Genomic DNA, 15,510 nt, shown 5'->3' on the forward strand with positions numbered 1-15,510 from the left:
AACACATAAGCATGCATTCTGGGGCCTGTACAATAGTTAAAATGAAGCTTGTTTACGCGTAAGATGAGTAAGACTCTGAGTTACAAATAGTCTACAACATCAAATGCCTGCCCAGTTTCCTTGCTCTCTAGCGCATGTCTGTACGCTTTTGCTGTATCTGCTGCTGATACCCCATCGGAACTATCCATTCCCATTGACTCCATTGTCTCTTTAACAAACCGAGGACTCACTGTATTGACACGAAGACTTGTGCCCAGTTCAAACGCAGAGGCTTTAGCAAATGAATCCAGTGCAGCGTTAACCATACTGACGGCAGAACCACCTAACATCGGATTTTGAGCAAGATGCCCAGATGTGAACGTGATGCTACCACCTTCTCGGACATACTCACTACCAACTTGAAATAGGTTGATATGTCCTAGAATTTTGTTATCAACTGTTTTCTTAATATCTTGATACGATAGTTCTTTTACTGGGGCGAATGCTATCAAACCAGTTGTCGATATGATGGCATCAACAGTCCCGATTTCCTCAAAAAGTGCCTCGATAGAATCACGGTCTTCGATGTTGACTTGGTATTCACCGCCATTAAATCCTACGCGGATAACATTGTGCTCTGCTAACTCTTCAACAACTGCTTTGCCAATTGTACCCGTAGCTCCAACCAATACTATTTTCATATGTGTCACCTATTTTTTATGTCTCGTTAAGTTCAAATTGATTCTACGCTTACCGATTGCATGCAAAAATAGAGGTAATTTGATTTCACTTGTGATAAATACTGAATAATCTGAATATGCTTAAGGAAGCACAGTGGATATCGTCAAATCTATTCAGGTTTTTCAACAGGTAGTGGAAGACCAAAGCTTTACGAGAGCTGCAGAAAACTTAAACCTCGTACCATCGGCTGTGAGTCGTCAGGTTGGCGAATTGGAAAAGTGGCTTGGTGTACGGTTAGTTAACCGTACCACTCGTTCACTACATCTAACTGATGATGGACGAAGATATCTAGAAAAAATGGCAGAAATATCTAGCCAAATCGAAGCGTTAAAAGCACTAAACGAAGATAAGTCCCACCTTTCAGGAAAAGTGAAAATTACTGCACCTATGATGGTGGGTCAGATCATTGTTCCAGATCTCTTGTCTGAGTTTAAAGCTCGACATCCTGATATCAGCCTTTCTTTAACGTTGATGAATCGTAAGGCCGACCTAATTGAGGAAGGTTTCGATGTAGCAATAAGGGCAGGGAATTTATCTGACTCCAGTTTCTTCGCGCGTAAAATTGGTGACATTGCATTTAAAACCGTTGCTAGTCGCGCTTATCTCAAAAATAGCCCTCCACTCAACGAGCCTAGAGATCTTTGCGAGCATAACTGTATCATCAATGCCGCACTTTCCAACTCAAAGCGTTGGTCGTATAAAGTTAATCATAAGATCAAAGCTATAAAAGTATCGGGTGATATTGAATCCAATGAGTCAGCGTGCATTCTGTCTTTTGTGAGAGCTGGTTTGGGGTTGGCGGTGCTTCCAGAAATCTATGTTCGAGAAGACTTGGCTTCAGGTCGTTTAATCGAGGTACTCAGTGATTTTGCTAGCGAACCATTGCCTTTAAACGTTATTTATCCTTCTAATCGACTGCAAAGCCCCACAATCAGGGCTTTAATTGATTACCTCGTAACCAGCTTTGAAAGCGCGCCTATTGGTGATCGAATCGTGAAATAATTAGCTAAGTTTTTAACCATTGTATGTCATGTGCTCAGTTCTAAGGTCGGTTGAGTATTGCACATTTCTGTCCAGTTACGAGTTAGCTATATACCCTAAAACCGTCCCGGACAGCGACCGCAAAGCAAAAGGCACTTTCTGGGTACTCTTTGTGCCAGCAAAGAGTATCTGGCGCGCTTTAACCAAAGCCACGTGGTTCGTTAAACCCAAAGCGCAACAAACCCCACCCAGCTAAACCCACACCCAACTAAACCAATCTAACCCTCCCCAAACATCAAATTCGAATTTCGTCTGTATCCGCCTGTATTGAACGAAACTTTTTTTCAGATAACCATATTTCCGTTTTCATTTATTCATGCCTCTAATCGCCAGTTTGGTGCCTTAAAATGGCGATTTTTGGGTGTCTTAAATGACTGTTTTTCAAAGAGTTGTTTTTCTTGAGAACTGAAGCCCACATGGTAGTCTGCGCACTCCACAGGCTTAGGGGCGAAACATGAAATTAAACCATCACACTTACCAACACACCGATTTCTCAAATCGGGATTTGTCGAACTTAGTTTTCAACGATTGTTGCTTCTATCAATGCAACTTTAGCCGCGCCGACATGCGTGATTCCAAATTCATCAATTGCAGCTTTATTGAGAAAAGCGATGTGGAGGGATGTAATTTTGCGTATGCCGATCTCAGAGATGCATCTTTTCAACACTGCCGATTGGCGATGGCTTATTTCAGCGGGGCGGACTGTTTTGGAATTGAACTGAGAGATTGTGATTTAAAAGGTGCCAATTTTTCTCGTGCCCGCTTTGTTAATCAGGTCTCGAATAAAATGTTTTTTTGTTCCGCGTACATCACGGGATGTAATTTATCCTATGCCAACTTGGAGCGGCAGTGCCTCGAAAAATGTGATCTGTTTGAAAACCGCTGGATTGGCGCCAACTTGCACGGGGTTTCTTTTAAAGAGTCTGATTTAAGCCGGGGTTCATTTTCAGAGGACTGCTGGGAACAAGCGCGTTTCCAAGGGTGCGATTTAACCCATATTGAACTGACCGGGCTGGATCCCCGCAGAGTGGATTTAACGGGGGTAAAAATTTGCGATTGGCAGCAAGAACAACTGCTAGAGAAGCTGGGTGTGATTGTGGTTCCGGACTAATTCGGCATTGTGGCTTTGCCTTTGAGGGGCTGCGTACCATTGACTTTTTTGGGGCGTTTGATTGGCACGCCGGTCTCAAACAACGGGTGCTTCTGCCTAGTTGCTGTTATCTAAATTCGCTTGGTGCTGTAAGTGTTCAATAAACATCGGGATCTTTTTGGCCAAGTGTTTTCTGGACGCGTAAAAGGCATACAAAATCAAATCTTCAGGCTCATACTCCATGTTTACAATCTCCAGAGCGCCAGCATTTAACTCATGACGGCAGGATTCAGTTGGGAGTATCGCGAACCCCAAACCCGCCAATGCGCCTGATTTAGCGAGATAGCCACTATTAACTTTAAATGCAGACTGTACCTTTTGAGTGATCAGTTCACCTTTGGCGTCTTTGAAGACCCAAGGTGTGCCATTTAACGCGGTAAAGCTATTGATACACGGCACGTGTTGCAAATCGGTAATCTGCAAAGGTATGGGAGACGTCTGGAGGAGTTTGGGGGATGCCACAACAGCACTTGGCCAGCGCTTGATCTCTTTCGCTATCCAACGATGGTCTTCAAGCTTTCCTCGATGAAAACTTAAGATGATGTCAAACCCATCTAGTAAATCCGCTTTCGGGCTAATGCTGGTATCGCAACATAATGAAATTGAGGGATGCTGGGTACAAAAAGAAACCACAGCTTGGGCTAAGGCCGGTGAATCCGGCATGAGCACTCTCAGTTGCCCCATGACTTCATGCGACTGCTGCGTCACTTCCTCAAGTGCATCATTTAGTTTGTCGAGCAATGGCTGCGTGCGTAAATAAAGGTACTCTCCTGCATCCGTCGGAGCGATTCGGCGTGTGGTTCTGTCAAATAATCGCGTATCCAACCGTTCTTCCAGCAACGCGATATGGCGGCTCACATTGGATGTCGGCAAGCTGAGAAATTCCGCCGCTCGTTTAAAGCTGTTGTTCTCATACACACAGTGAAAACTCTTGAGCCACTGTTGGTCAATCTTATCAAGCATTACCTTTAATCCCATTATCTTGGTTTATCAAACCCGTATAACGCACTTTATTACCAGAAATAGGCTTATACAATACTCCTCATGAACGTTCTTTGGAGAAATGACCGATGAGTTGGTTAGAAAGACTATTTGATAAGCAGAATATTATCAGTACACGTAAAGCGACGATTCCTGAGGGGATATGGGTGAAATGCCCCGCCTGTGCTCAACCGCTGTACCGCATCGCACTTGAGGAGAATCTGTCTGTGTGTCCAAAATGCGATCACCATATGAGGATGGCAGCACGCCACCGCCTAGACCGCTTTTTAGACAAAGGAGACCGAGTCGAAATTGCCAGTGAACATGAGCCGAAAGATGTGCTGAATTTTAAGGATCTGAAACGCTACAAGGAGCGTCTGGCTCTCGCCCAAAAAAGTACGGGAGAAAAAGATGCCTTGGTTGCGATGAGAGGAACACTGATGGGCTTACCGATTGTTGCTTGCGCATTCGAGTTCTCTTTTATGGCAGGCTCGATGGGTTCCGTGGTCGGTGCTCGTTTTGTTCGGGCAGTGGAAGAGGCGATTGATGCACATTGTGGGTTTGTGTGCTTTTCGGCCAGCGGCGGCGCTCGCATGCAAGAATCGTTGATGTCGTTGATGCAAATGTCAAAAACCAGCGCTGCGTTACATCGTTTGTCTAGCCAAGGTTTGCCTTATATTTCTGTTTTAACCGATCAAACATTGGGTGGTGTCTCTGCAAGTCTAGCCATGCTAGGAGATATTAACATTGGCGAGCCGAAGGCCATTATCGGCTTTGCTGGACGTCGTGTGATAGAACAAACCGTTCGAGAGAAATTGCCCGAGGATTTTCAGCGAAGTGAGTTCCTCTTAGAGCATGGCGCGATAGACATGATTGTGGATAGGCGTGAGATGCGCAAACGAGTGGGCGGACTCATTGCAAAAATGACCCATACAACGACGCCACTCGATGGATAGCGTCAAGGTTATTGAGGCGGCGCAGAGCGCGCCTAGCCTGATTGTGTGGTTTTAAAGAGGGCGTAAATTGTTTCTGCCCCAACACGATTCAACGTCACTTTTTATTACATCTGTTTAGCTTGTCACTTGCCCTCATTTTGGTAATGGGTCAAGGTGTGTTTCATGGCGTAGTGATTAGATGAAGCTACGTCTTGAGTGGTTACTTAGGTTTTAGTAGCTACTTAGGTTTTAGTAGATGTAGTCGGATGGGGTGGGGGTATGGCTGAAACAATAGGGATCTTAGGGGTAGGGCATCTAGCATGTTATGTCGTCGCAGCACTTCGTCGTGCTGGGGACACGCGAAGAATCGTGTTATCACCTCGCAATCAAGAGCGAGCAAAGTATCTCCAATCATCCTATGGTTGTGATATCGCCGTGAGTAATCAGGCTGTCGTCGATGAATGCAACGTTGTTTTACTTGCGGTACGTCCTGATCAATTGGAAATTTTAGCTGCTGAAATCGTCCCGACATCGGATCATTTACTGATTTCATGTATCGCGGGAATTTCACTGAAACGATTACAAGCGCTACTACCTCAACCAACCATTGTCAGGACACAACCTTTAGCATCAGTAGAGGTAGGTGAAGGCGTAGTGCCTTTATTTCCTCAAAATGCTACCGCGCAGTCGATACTCAATCCGATAGGAAAGTTAATGGTGTTTGATTCTGAAGTAGACTATGACCTTGCTGGCGTTGCAGCTGTTATGAACGGGGTTGTGTTTGGTTTTATGGCGGAGTTAAGTGAGTGGTTTCAGAGCAAAGGCATGACGGATGAGCAGTCGAGAGCTCTTGTGACCCATACATTACGAGGGGCGACAGGGTTAGCCGATTATAAGCTTGTTCAAAGCCTCAGCGATATTAATCATTCGATTGCGACACCTGGCACATTTACTCTGACAGCTCAGGAGATGATTAAGGCTGAAGGGGGATTTGAGGCATGGCTTAAGGCATGTGAAGAGATTCAACGTCAGATTAGCGAATAGAATCCACAGAACGGAGATTCACTTCAGATAAGCGGTCACTCAAAACCGTTCCGGCCAGCGAGTGTGAAGCCAAAGGCACTTTCTGGATACGCTTTGTGGGCAGGTCGTTAGACCTATATTTCTCATGCAATGATTCATGTAGTTCCATCAAATGTGTTCATGATGATTTGTAAACTCTGCCAATGTATACTCGCCTGTCTAGTTACGAGTATTGGGTTTGGAGACAGAAGTTTGGTTGATTCTTATGCGTATGAAAATGTTGGTGAGTTTGCCAAAGCTTTAGGGCATGAAAAGCGGTTACTCATCATTGAGCTACTGAGTAGCCATGAACGTTGTGTTGAAGACTTAGCCACCGCGATGGGAATTGGCGTGAAATCAGTTTCTGCCCACCTTAAGGTCATGAGAACTCAGGGAATCCTAACGACACGGAAAGAAGGTCTTCGAGTTTATTATCGACTACGTAACGACAATATATTGAAATTATTTCAGTCTTTATGGGAAGTGGCATTATCCAATAAAGATATCACTCCTTTAGACAAAAATAGTGATTTTTGCCTGACACTCAAAGACTTACTTGCTGCATTAGAGTCGAAGAAAACGGTGTTATTGGATGTCCGTGAATCCGATATGTACGAAGAAGGTCATATACCTAGTGCAATTTCTATCCCTGTTGATGAACTGACACAATGGGCCGAAAACTATGAAAATTCAGATGAGATGATCATCGTTTATTGTGAAGGCTACTATTGTATCCAAGCCATTGATGCGACAAATTTCCTGAAGGAAAAAGGGCTGAACGTAAAAATGTATCGCAATGGCCTAGATGAATGGGCTGCGTCAGGGTTTGATGTTGAGAAGTAATTCTAATAAATTCATTTATAATCAATAGATTATATCCTTATCTTATCTACTTTTCCCGATCTACAAGAAGACAAAGGCAATTGCGAGAATGTCTCTTTTGCCTTATCCATTATCAGCAAATTCGCATAATTCTAAAAATCATTAGATTACTAGAATAACATTGATCAGAAGCAACTTTCGTTTCCTTCCTTATGCTAGTCTCACGGTTAGTTAATTCTTAAAATCTTTAGAATATTAGATGTAGAGGCTTGTTATGAAAACTGACATTTTAGTGATCGGTGGTGGTCCTGGTGGTCATGTCGCAGCAATTAAAGCAGTTGAATTTGGCGCGAAAGCTATCGTTGTTGAGAAATACAAACTCGGTGGTACTTGTTTACACCAAGGTTGTATCCCAACGAAAACACTATTGCATACGACAGATGTGCTTCATGAGATTAAGCATGCTGCAGAACTTGGTATCAACGTTGGTGCCGCTTCAGTCGATATGGAGCAACTACAAAAGCGCAAACGTCACATTCTTGATACGATCACGAATGGCGTTAATGGGTTAGTTGAAAGCAAGAATGTAGAAGTGTTATACGGCAATGCTGAAATCATCTCTGACCATAAAGCAAAAGTGATTGCAGTTGATGGTACTGAACAAGAGATCGAATTCGACAAGCTTGTATTGGCGACTGGCTCTGTTCCTACCATGATTAATCTCCCTGGTTCTGATTTACCTGAAGTGATTACTAGTAACGAAGCGTTATCTTTAACTGAAGTGCCAGAAGAATTCGTCATCATCGGTGGTGGGGTAATTGGTGTTGAGTTTGCTCAGTTGATGACTCGTCTTGGTTCTAAAGTATCCATCATCGAAGCACACTACAAAATTCTGTCTCATATGGATGACGAATTATCTGAACAGCTTGCTCAAGCTTTGATTGCAGAAGGTGTTGATATCCGTGTGAACGCTAAAGTCTCTGCAATTGAGAAACAAGACAAAGGCGTGAAAGTATTCTTCGAAACTCAAAATGGACGGGAATCGTTATCAGCTTCTACCGTATTAATGTCTGTTGGCCGTAAACCACTTTTAACTGGTTTTGGTCTTGAAAATACGGGTGTTGTCGTGGAGAAAGGTGCTATCGCTGTGAATGAGTACATGCAAACAAATGTGCCTCATATCTACGCATTAGGTGACTGTACTGGTGGTTACATGCTCGCTCACGTTGCTATGGAGCAAGGCGTCGTTGCTGCGAAGAATATGGTGACAGGTAGCAAAGTTGCCTTTGACGGTTCTACAACGCCTGCTTGTGTTTATACAAGCCCTGAATTTGCGAGTGTTGGTTTGTCTGAAAGAGCGGCTAAAGAAGCCGTTGGCGACATTAAACTGGGCAAATCTGATTTAGCAGGGAATGCAAAAACGATGATCGTTCAACAGCACGGTACTGTTAAGTTTGTTGTTGATGCAAAAACTGAAAAAGTATTAGGCATGCACATCCTTGGTCCACGTGCGAGCGATATGATTCACGAAGGCGCACTGGCTATTAAGATGGGTGCGACGATTGAAGATATTATCTCAACGATTCATGGCCATCCAACCATTGCTGAAGGGGTTCATGAGGCGGCGGAAGATGTATTTGGTCATGCGATTTATAAAGTCTATCCATAATTGATTTGTTGATAGGGCTATCCATTTGGGTAGCCCTTTTGTCTCTGTGTTGGGCCAATGATTGCTGCTCTGAGACTTGTCGTGATCAACGCTCGTGTTTTTGTAAAGACGCTGGAGCCTCGCGTAGGGGGCGTTGTTCATCGATTGAATCAGCAAACGATCCAATCAATAAAAAAGCACGATACATTTCCTATTTCAATACATTTTCTATTCTCCAATCCTGTAATCTAAAAAGTTTTAGAATACTTTTTCGTCATCTATTCATCTGTAATTTATTTAAAATCAATGAATTATCTTGGAATGACTTTTGCTGAGCATTCATTTTTCTCTTAATTATGGAACGGTCATTCTTTAAATCCGTTGACAGAAAACTTTGTTGATCATAACTTATAGATCAATCGTTCTGTAATTAGGGTTTTATTTATGCCTGTTGCTTTATATGCACTCGCAGCAGCTGCGTTCGGGATTGGTATGGCAGAATTTGTAGTCGTGGGTATTTTGCCCGTGATTGCAGGTGACATGAATGTCGATATTCCGACGGCTGGACAACTTGTTTCTTACTACGCGTTAGGTGTTGCGGTTGCCGCGCCGATTTTAACTGCACTTTCGAGCAAATATGACCGAAGAAAATTAACTGTTGGGTTGATGCTTCTGTTTGCACTGGCAAACCTGTTAACGACTCTTGCGCCAAGCTATTCGTTGCTTCTTTTCGGTCGTGTTTTAGCCGGTGTGGTTCAAGGCGTTTTTTATTCCATTGCAACAGTGATTGCTGCGGATTTAGTGTCTAAAGATAAGTCTGGTCGCGCTATTGGTATTGTCTTTTCTGGTATGACTGTCGCGATTGTTTCTGGTGTTCCAGCAGGGGCATTTATTACTGAATGGCTCAACTGGCGTGCGGCATTTGCGCTCATCAGTGTGCTGGGTTTTGTGAGTATGGTTTCACTTTGGTTCTTGTTACCCGCAAACCTTAAGCGCCCTAAACCGGCAAGTGTATTCAAACAACTTTCTGTTATCGGTGTTCCAAGAATGCTATTGGTGTTCCTGATCACGGGGATAGGCTATGGCGGTTCATTTATCGCGTATACCTACCTGTCAGAAATCCTTGGGAAAATTACCGGATTCTCAACGTCAGCAATCGGCACCATTCTAATTTTCTACGGTATCGCAGTTGTATTTGGCAATACTTATGCGGCGAAATGGGCGGATAAACAAGGTCCGTTGAAAGCATCCGCAGGCATTTTCATTTCGTTAGCTTTGACACTGCTTCTGTTTGGCTTCGTTGCAACTAACAAATACTACGTTATCCCGTTAGTGATGATTTGGGGCGCTGCGGCATTTGGTAGTGTACCGGTTCTTCAGCTGTATGTTGTTCAGCAAGCCGAAAAGCACTTTCCACAAGCGATTGATGCTTCATCGAGTATGAATATTGCTGCGTTTAACCTTGGTATTGCTGTTGGCGCTTCGGTTGGTGGCTTGGTTGTTACGAAATATGGCTTATTGGCAACGGCACCCGCTGCTGCGGTTGTGGTCGCTATCAGTGTACTGTTGATTGTTTACAGCAGTGTACTGGAATCCAAAGACAGCAAAAAGTTAGCAATACAAGACTGAGTCAATTCAAATTTTTAGACACATATCGTGAGGAGAAATCATGGATATTAAATTAGACCTATCTTGGCAAGGTGGTATGAAAGGTTCAGGTTTGATCGAGAGTGAAGGCCTGTCGACTAAAATCAGTATTCCTGCTGTCTACGGTGGTTTGGGTGAATACAGCAATCCAAAAGAGCTGTATGTGTCGTCAACCGCTGCGTGCTTTCTTTCGACCTTAATTGCAATTTCTGACAACAAAAAGCTTCCTCTGGACGCGATGAAAGTGGAGACCACTGCTCAGGAAGACGGCGATCATTTCGCCATTCATCACCTCGCGAATATTGTATTGTCAAAAGCGGCAACACAAGACGACGTTGCTAAGGCAACTGAGTACACCGCAAAGGCTGACAAAATTTGTCTGATCGGAAACCTTGCACGCAAAGCGGGTGTAGAAGTGACCGCACAAGCGAACGTCACTTTCGCTGAATAAGCGAAGTACGCATGCCGGTTTTAGACGCGAATACTAAGCGATTTAATCAGGTCGTTAAGCAGAAACAGGGAGTTTCCCTGTTTCGGTTCTGGGCAAGTTGGTGTCCGCCTTGTCGGATGATGACGCGGGTCTATCAACAAACAGAAAAGAAACTTAGTGAGAAAGCTGAATTTTACGATGTGAACGTTGACAGACATCAGGAACTCTCTGAACGGTGTCGTATCAGAAGTATCCCAACGATTGTCATCTACAAGCATGGTAAAGAAGTAAAAAGAATCGACGGTGTGATTCTGGCTGATGACCTTCAGCGTCAGGTTGAAAAATATCTCAAGTAACACACCACTTTTATTCATGCAGCAAAGTCACGATTCAATGATGACTTTGCACGCCCAAATTATGGATTACTTATTCCATAATTATAAGGAGAACATTTACATGACTTCAAAAGTAACGACATTGAATGATGCGACATTCCAAGAAAATCTACAAAATGGTTCTACATTTGCGGTTCGCTTATGGGCGGAATGGTGTATGCCATGCCGCATGATGTCTCCAATTTATGAGGATGTCGCTGGTCGTATCGCTGATGATTCATTGATGATGGGAGAAGTGAATATTGATGAATTTCCATCAGTCGCGGTTCAACTTGGTGTAAGAAGCATTCCAACCGTGGTTGTCTTTAAAGAGGGTAAAGAAGTCTCGCGATCGACGGGCATGATGCCAGCGCCACAACTGGAACAACTTGTACTGAGCGCAAAATAAGCAGAGGTATCAGAGTATGAGTACACATCGCAAATTAATCATCTTAGGCTCTGGCCCTGCCGGTTATACCGCTGCAATTTATGCTGCCCGAGCTAACCTTGAGCCACTCTTAATCACAGGTATTGAAGTTGGGGGACAACTGACGACGACAACGGATGTTGAAAACTGGCCAGGTTATCCTGATGGCATTCAGGGGCCAGAGTTAATGGTGCAACTAAAAGAACACGCTGAAAGGTTTAACACTGAGATCGAGTATGACTACATTACTCAGGTTGACCTGAACCAGCAGCCTTTTGTGTTGAAAGGTGAAAATACGTATACGGCAGACGCGCTGATTATTGCGACCGGCGCAACCGCTAAGTATTTGGGGCTGGAAAGTGAAGAAGCCTTTAAAGGTCGTGGCGTATCAGCCTGTGCAACTTGCGATGGTTTTTTCTACAGAAATAAACCGGTTGCTGTTGTCGGTGGTGGTAATACTGCGGTTGAGGAAGCTTTGTATCTCGCCAATATCGCTTCACACGTGACCCTGATTCATCGACGTGATCAGTTAACGTCGGAAAAGGTACTGCAAGACCGATTGTTTGAGAAAGTAAAACAAGGAAAAGTCACCATCAAATGGCATTCTACACTCGATGAAGTGTTGGGGGATGACATGGGCGTGACAGGTTTGCGAATCAAATCAACCACAACCCAAGAAATTGAACATCTTGATCTGGATGGCGTATTTATTGCCATAGGACACAAACCGAATACAGGCATATTTCAGGATCAGTTAGAGATGAATAACGGTTACCTGAAAGTAAACTCGGGTACGAATGGTAACGCGACGATGACCTGCATTCCTGGCGTGTTTGCGGCGGGTGATGTGAGTGATAGCCACTATCGTCAGGCGATCACGTCAGCGGGCAGCGGTTGTATGGCAGCACTTGATGCAGAACAATACTTAGCAAGCTTAGGTGATTCATTGGACCTAATGGCTTCTAAGTGATGTGATAAAGCTTACATTTAGTAAGAATCAGGCCCGAAAACATGGTATATGTTTCGGGCTTGCTGCTTTTCAATCAGTTAAAATATCCAGTTCATTCACTGGCAATGAATGTATTCCCTTTATTTTGTGAGGTATTGATATGGCTCGAACAGGGCGTCCCAGAGAATTTAACCGCGATGAAGCGGTTAAAAAAGCAATGGATTTGTTCTGGAAAAAAGGGTTTGAAGGAACGTCACTATCGGAACTTCGCACTGCGTTGGGTCATCTTTCTGCTGCTAGTTTTTATGCTGCCTTCGGTTCTAAAAGAGCACTGTACCAAGAGTGCTTGGAACTCTACACGCAGACTTGTGGTGAGACACTTTCTGAACTCAATCATGAAGACGTTCCGGCGAAAACAGCAATTAAGAATATGTTGGTAAAAACCATTAACATGCAAACGTCACCGATGACACCGACAGGCTGTATGGCGGTGCTTTCTGGTCTGAATTGTTGCGATGATAATAAAGAAATTGAGCAGATGGCACTTTCCGTACGGAATGATATTCGTAGCGCCCTGAAAAAGTGTGTGTACCGTGGCATTGAGCAAGGGGAGTGGCAACAGGATCTGGATGCAGATAGTTTTATATTGATGATTGATACTTTTATTAATGGCCTTTCCATCCAGTCGAGAGATGGGATGTCTCGGGAACAGCTACTCGACGCTTGTGAGCAATTTTTAGAAAGGTGGTGAGTCTTACTAAAGTTAAAAGCACGGCTGTACGAGAGAAGAGCGACATTGGCGCATTGAATGCGGTGACGACAGAGCAAGCCGTCACCTTAAGCGTTTAGCACGTTGTTATCTCGTTATGAAATATACAAGATAGAGAAACCACCATGAAACTGATCCCCCGCCTTAAACAGCCTCGCATCCACTGACTAAACTCGCCAAACAATCAAAATTTTCAATGATTTAAACGCGAATTTAGAGGTGAACAATGGAAAATAAACATTGGTCGAAAGTGCAGTTATTGCACGAGGTGGTCACCAACCCGAATATTGTGGTGAAAGGGCAGCACAGCTATTACAGCGATTGCTGGGATAAAGGCTTTGAAGCGTCGGTGGTGCGCTACCTGCACGGCGACGAAGTGAGCCGCGCGTGGGAACCGAAGTGGGACATCGACCGCTTATTCATCGGGGATTACGTCTGCATCGGCGCAGAAGCCGTCATTCTGATGGGCGGAAACCATACCCATCGGGCGGATTGGTTCTGCCTGTATCCATTTATGGATTTCATCGAAGAAGCCTACGTGGGCAAAGGCGATACTCAGATTGGTGATGGCGCATGGATTGGCATGCGCGCGATGATCATGCCGGGCGTCACCATCGGCGAAGGCGCGGTGATCGCGGCCAACAGCGTGGTGACTAAAAACGTTGAACCTTACAGCATCGTGGCGGGATCGCCGGCGAAACACGTGAAATATCGGTTTGAGCCAACGGTGATTGCTGAGCTGTTGTCACTCAATATCTACGAGTGGCCCTCGGAAAAGTTCGACGCGCTCAAACGTCACTTATGCAGTGCTGATATGGACGCGCTCAAAGTGGCGTTGGCCGCCTACGATGCGGGGAACCTCAATCCATAACGTGGTCGTTCGCGTTAGCTAGACGATTCCGGTTTTTGGATGCCGAGAGAGCCAATCTGTGGATTCGCTGCAACGATCATCCAAACGCGGTCTTGGTTAGCGAGTACTGAATCAAAAGCACTTTCTGGATACTCTTTGTGCCAGCAAAGAGTATCTGGTGCGCATCAAATCTCTCACACTCACCAAACCCTCACCCCATATACTCCGCCAACACGCCCCGCAATGCCCCTTTATTGGTTTTACTGATCTTCTGCATCAACGCAAAACTCGGGTCGCGAACACCGCGTTCGCGCAGGTCGTTGACCATCAACATCCACAAGCTGGCGGTCATTTGTGAGTCGGCTAACGCGCGGTGAAAGGTGCCGTCGTTTTCAATCTGCTTGAAGCGCACCAAATCGCCTAGTTTGTGGGTCGGCGCGTTTTGAATCAGGCGGCGGGCAATCAACATCGAGCAGGCAAACTGACCGGGATAGCGCACGCCGATGCGGTCGAATTCAGCATCCAAAAAACGTTTATCGAACGACGCGTTGTGCGCAACCAGCGGCGTGTCACCGATGAAGTGAGCGAACTCAGCCATCACCTCTTCACAACGAGGCGCAGTGCGCAGCATGGTGTTGGTGATGCCAGTATAGCCTTCAATAAACCCGCTGACGCGAAAGCCCGGATTCATCAACTGTTGAAACGTACCTGCGACCTGACCATCGACGAGTTTCACCGCACCGATTTCAATCGCGCGATCGCCCATGTTGGGAGAAAGCCCAGTGGTTTCAAAGTCGAGAACAATAACGGAGTGAGCGGGGTGGTGCATAACAAAGCCCTGAAAAACGCAAAGCGCGAGTATACCCCGATTGACGCCAAGAAGGTAAGCAGCGGCTGGCGTTATCGATGTTCTGCGATGTGATCAAACCATGCAGGCAGCGTGTCGTTGTACCAAGCGATGTATTTTTTCAGCATGGGGTTACGGCGCTGGTGTAGCAGCGTCACGACTTCGGTGATCAGCCATGCTTTACTCAGAAAAATGTGGTGTGCCAGTACGGCGGCGTCCATATTTGGATTAAAACGGGTGTAGCGCTGCGCAAGCGCGGAGTAGGCCGATATCTCACCCATGCCGGGAATCAGCGGGGCGAGGTCGATCGCGATGTGGCCATGGCCGAAACGTTCCCAGTCAAACAGCACCCAGTCGCCATTGATGCGTTTGCCCCAATTACCACTGTTGGTATCGCCGGAAATGATTTGCTCGGTATGAAACAACGTATGGCTGCATGCCTGACACTGGCGCAGCAGTTCAGAGCAGCGCTCTGACAATGACAGTAGCGCCAGAGTTTGATCGGTCTGTTCCTGAGACCAGCCATGGCGTTTGAGTGGGGGTGAGGGAGGGATATCGGCGCAATGCAGTTTGGCGATTTGCGCAAGGCCGGTGTCGCAGCTGTGGAAGTCGTCCAGTGTCACAGGATGCGGAATTCGTTCAATAACGAGCCGATCGTCCTCAACGCTGAATAGCTCAGGAATATGAATACCTGCCGCGCGCAGCAGCGGCGCAGTGTGCTGATAAAACGCCAGCTCAACCGCACTGGGCGAAGTTTTAACAATGGCATCCAAGCCGTTCCAGCGTGAGCGCTGCACGCTGGAAGCGCCCATTTGTGCCATCTCCGCTCCGCGAAATGTGTTCTTTGGCGGCGCCATG

At 45.5% G+C, this 15,510-nt stretch carries 17 protein-coding genes and 1 pseudogene; 13 read left to right on the plus strand and 5 right to left on the minus strand.

What is annotated here, in order from left to right; translation table 11 throughout:
* Positions 1-80: 80 nt before the first annotated feature.
* Positions 81-680 (minus strand): short chain dehydrogenase, encoded by a 600-nt coding sequence (locus ACF8PK_RS11285; RefSeq protein WP_392441345.1) that lies wholly within the window; start codon positions 678-680, stop codon positions 81-83.
* 133 nt (positions 681-813) lie between these two features.
* Here ACF8PK_RS11285 and ACF8PK_RS11290 point away from each other — a divergent pair, with 133 nt between their 5' ends.
* The gene (locus tag ACF8PK_RS11290; RefSeq protein WP_392441347.1) at positions 814-1,722 is read left to right on the plus strand and encodes a LysR family transcriptional regulator; all 909 of its coding nucleotides are present in this window, start codon (positions 814-816) and stop codon (positions 1,720-1,722) included.
* 493 nt (positions 1,723-2,215) lie between these two features.
* The gene (locus tag ACF8PK_RS11295) at positions 2,216-2,872 is read left to right on the plus strand and encodes a Qnr family pentapeptide repeat protein (protein ID WP_222798900.1); all 657 of its coding nucleotides are present in this window, start codon (positions 2,216-2,218) and stop codon (positions 2,870-2,872) included.
* 96 nt (positions 2,873-2,968) lie between these two features.
* Here the strand turns inward: ACF8PK_RS11295 and ACF8PK_RS11300 are convergent, their stop codons facing one another.
* Positions 2,969-3,874, minus strand: coding sequence for a LysR family transcriptional regulator (locus tag ACF8PK_RS11300; RefSeq protein ID WP_392441350.1), 906 nt, complete (start codon positions 3,872-3,874; stop codon positions 2,969-2,971).
* A 107-nt stretch (positions 3,875-3,981) separates the two neighbouring features.
* On the opposite strand from ACF8PK_RS11300, the gene accD reads away from it, so the two are divergent.
* From accD to ACF8PK_RS11350, 10 genes are all read left to right on the plus strand, one after another.
* The gene (accD, locus tag ACF8PK_RS11305; protein ID WP_158141634.1) at positions 3,982-4,848 is read left to right on the plus strand and encodes an acetyl-CoA carboxylase, carboxyltransferase subunit beta; all 867 of its coding nucleotides are present in this window, start codon (positions 3,982-3,984) and stop codon (positions 4,846-4,848) included.
* A 258-nt stretch (positions 4,849-5,106) separates the two neighbouring features.
* Positions 5,107-5,871 (plus strand): NAD(P)-binding domain-containing protein, encoded by a 765-nt coding sequence (locus ACF8PK_RS11310; protein WP_392441353.1) that lies wholly within the window; start codon positions 5,107-5,109, stop codon positions 5,869-5,871.
* 231 nt (positions 5,872-6,102) lie between these two features.
* Positions 6,103-6,732 carry a metalloregulator ArsR/SmtB family transcription factor gene (locus ACF8PK_RS11315; protein WP_238773404.1) on the plus strand — a complete coding sequence of 210 codons (630 nt, stop codon included), beginning with the start codon at positions 6,103-6,105 and terminating at the stop codon, positions 6,730-6,732.
* 253 nt (positions 6,733-6,985) lie between these two features.
* Positions 6,986-8,380 carry a dihydrolipoyl dehydrogenase gene (lpdA, locus tag ACF8PK_RS11320; RefSeq protein ID WP_004727456.1) on the plus strand — a complete coding sequence of 465 codons (1,395 nt, stop codon included), beginning with the start codon at positions 6,986-6,988 and terminating at the stop codon, positions 8,378-8,380.
* A gap of 423 nt (positions 8,381-8,803) precedes the next feature.
* Positions 8,804-9,988 carry an MFS transporter gene (locus ACF8PK_RS11325; RefSeq protein WP_041943262.1) on the plus strand — a complete coding sequence of 395 codons (1,185 nt, stop codon included), beginning with the start codon at positions 8,804-8,806 and terminating at the stop codon, positions 9,986-9,988.
* Positions 9,989-10,028: 40 nt separating this feature from the next.
* On the plus strand, positions 10,029-10,457 hold the full coding sequence (locus tag ACF8PK_RS11330; protein ID WP_004727458.1) for an OsmC family protein: 429 nt from the start codon (positions 10,029-10,031) through the stop codon (positions 10,455-10,457).
* Between the two features lie 11 nt (positions 10,458-10,468).
* Positions 10,469-10,792 carry a co-chaperone YbbN gene (locus ACF8PK_RS11335; RefSeq protein ID WP_081454240.1) on the plus strand — a complete coding sequence of 108 codons (324 nt, stop codon included), beginning with the start codon at positions 10,469-10,471 and terminating at the stop codon, positions 10,790-10,792.
* A 100-nt stretch (positions 10,793-10,892) separates the two neighbouring features.
* Positions 10,893-11,219 carry a co-chaperone YbbN gene (locus tag ACF8PK_RS11340; protein WP_158141636.1) on the plus strand — a complete coding sequence of 109 codons (327 nt, stop codon included), beginning with the start codon at positions 10,893-10,895 and terminating at the stop codon, positions 11,217-11,219.
* Between the two features lie 16 nt (positions 11,220-11,235).
* A complete protein-coding gene (trxB, locus tag ACF8PK_RS11345; RefSeq protein ID WP_172562674.1) occupies positions 11,236-12,207 on the plus strand; it encodes a thioredoxin-disulfide reductase in 972 nt (323 codons plus the stop codon).
* Between the two features lie 139 nt (positions 12,208-12,346).
* The gene (locus ACF8PK_RS11350) at positions 12,347-12,937 is read left to right on the plus strand and encodes a TetR/AcrR family transcriptional regulator (protein WP_014257812.1); all 591 of its coding nucleotides are present in this window, start codon (positions 12,347-12,349) and stop codon (positions 12,935-12,937) included.
* A gap of 105 nt (positions 12,938-13,042) precedes the next feature.
* Here the strand turns inward: ACF8PK_RS11350 and ACF8PK_RS11355 are convergent.
* Positions 13,043-13,099: pseudogene (locus ACF8PK_RS11355) on the minus strand (GlyGly-CTERM sorting domain-containing protein); the annotation flags it as partial.
* Positions 13,100-13,181: 82 nt separating this feature from the next.
* Between ACF8PK_RS11355 and ACF8PK_RS11360 the strand changes: the two are divergent.
* Positions 13,182-13,826 (plus strand): CatB-related O-acetyltransferase, encoded by a 645-nt coding sequence (locus ACF8PK_RS11360; protein ID WP_154179489.1) that lies wholly within the window; start codon positions 13,182-13,184, stop codon positions 13,824-13,826.
* A 190-nt stretch (positions 13,827-14,016) separates the two neighbouring features.
* Here ACF8PK_RS11360 and ACF8PK_RS11365 read toward each other — a convergent pair whose 3' ends face one another.
* Both ACF8PK_RS11365 and ACF8PK_RS11370 read right to left on the minus strand, forming a co-directional pair.
* Complete coding sequence (locus ACF8PK_RS11365) at positions 14,017-14,634, minus strand: PolC-type DNA polymerase III (protein ID WP_041943260.1); 618 nt, start codon at positions 14,632-14,634, stop codon at positions 14,017-14,019.
* Positions 14,635-14,705: 71 nt separating this feature from the next.
* A complete protein-coding gene (locus ACF8PK_RS11370; protein WP_154179490.1) occupies positions 14,706-15,509 on the minus strand; it encodes a phosphotransferase in 804 nt (267 codons plus the stop codon).
* Position 15,510 lies beyond the last annotated feature (1 nt).

This window comes from Vibrio sp. CJQ_6, assembly GCF_043106745.1.
GTDB classification, from domain to species: Bacteria; Pseudomonadota; Gammaproteobacteria; order Enterobacterales; family Vibrionaceae; genus Vibrio; species Vibrio furnissii.

What these genes read in the sequence shown, in the direction of transcription:
- ACF8PK_RS11360 (WP_154179489.1), top strand. Translation starts at nt 13,182, where the DNA reads ATGGAAAATAAACATTGGTCGAAAGTGCAGTTATTGCACGAGGTGGTC.
- ACF8PK_RS11370 (WP_154179490.1), bottom strand. Translation starts at nt 15,509, where the DNA reads ATGGCGCCGCCAAAGAACACATTTCGCGGAGCGGAGATGGCACAAATG.
- accD (WP_158141634.1), top strand. Translation starts at nt 3,982, where the DNA reads ATGAGTTGGTTAGAAAGACTATTTGATAAGCAGAATATTATCAGTACA.
- lpdA (WP_004727456.1), top strand. Translation starts at nt 6,986, where the DNA reads ATGAAAACTGACATTTTAGTGATCGGTGGTGGTCCTGGTGGTCATGTC.
- ACF8PK_RS11335 (WP_081454240.1), top strand. Translation starts at nt 10,469, where the DNA reads ATGCCGGTTTTAGACGCGAATACTAAGCGATTTAATCAGGTCGTTAAG.
- ACF8PK_RS11325 (WP_041943262.1), top strand. Translation starts at nt 8,804, where the DNA reads ATGCCTGTTGCTTTATATGCACTCGCAGCAGCTGCGTTCGGGATTGGT.
- ACF8PK_RS11300 (WP_392441350.1), bottom strand. Translation starts at nt 3,874, where the DNA reads ATGCTTGATAAGATTGACCAACAGTGGCTCAAGAGTTTTCACTGTGTG.
- ACF8PK_RS11365 (WP_041943260.1), bottom strand. Translation starts at nt 14,634, where the DNA reads ATGCACCACCCCGCTCACTCCGTTATTGTTCTCGACTTTGAAACCACT.
- ACF8PK_RS11310 (WP_392441353.1), top strand. Translation starts at nt 5,107, where the DNA reads ATGGCTGAAACAATAGGGATCTTAGGGGTAGGGCATCTAGCATGTTAT.
- trxB (WP_172562674.1), top strand. Translation starts at nt 11,236, where the DNA reads ATGAGTACACATCGCAAATTAATCATCTTAGGCTCTGGCCCTGCCGGT.
- ACF8PK_RS11340 (WP_158141636.1), top strand. Translation starts at nt 10,893, where the DNA reads ATGACTTCAAAAGTAACGACATTGAATGATGCGACATTCCAAGAAAAT.
- ACF8PK_RS11350 (WP_014257812.1), top strand. Translation starts at nt 12,347, where the DNA reads ATGGCTCGAACAGGGCGTCCCAGAGAATTTAACCGCGATGAAGCGGTT.
- ACF8PK_RS11285 (WP_392441345.1), bottom strand. Translation starts at nt 680, where the DNA reads ATGAAAATAGTATTGGTTGGAGCTACGGGTACAATTGGCAAAGCAGTT.
- ACF8PK_RS11295 (WP_222798900.1), top strand. Translation starts at nt 2,216, where the DNA reads ATGAAATTAAACCATCACACTTACCAACACACCGATTTCTCAAATCGG.
- ACF8PK_RS11330 (WP_004727458.1), top strand. Translation starts at nt 10,029, where the DNA reads ATGGATATTAAATTAGACCTATCTTGGCAAGGTGGTATGAAAGGTTCA.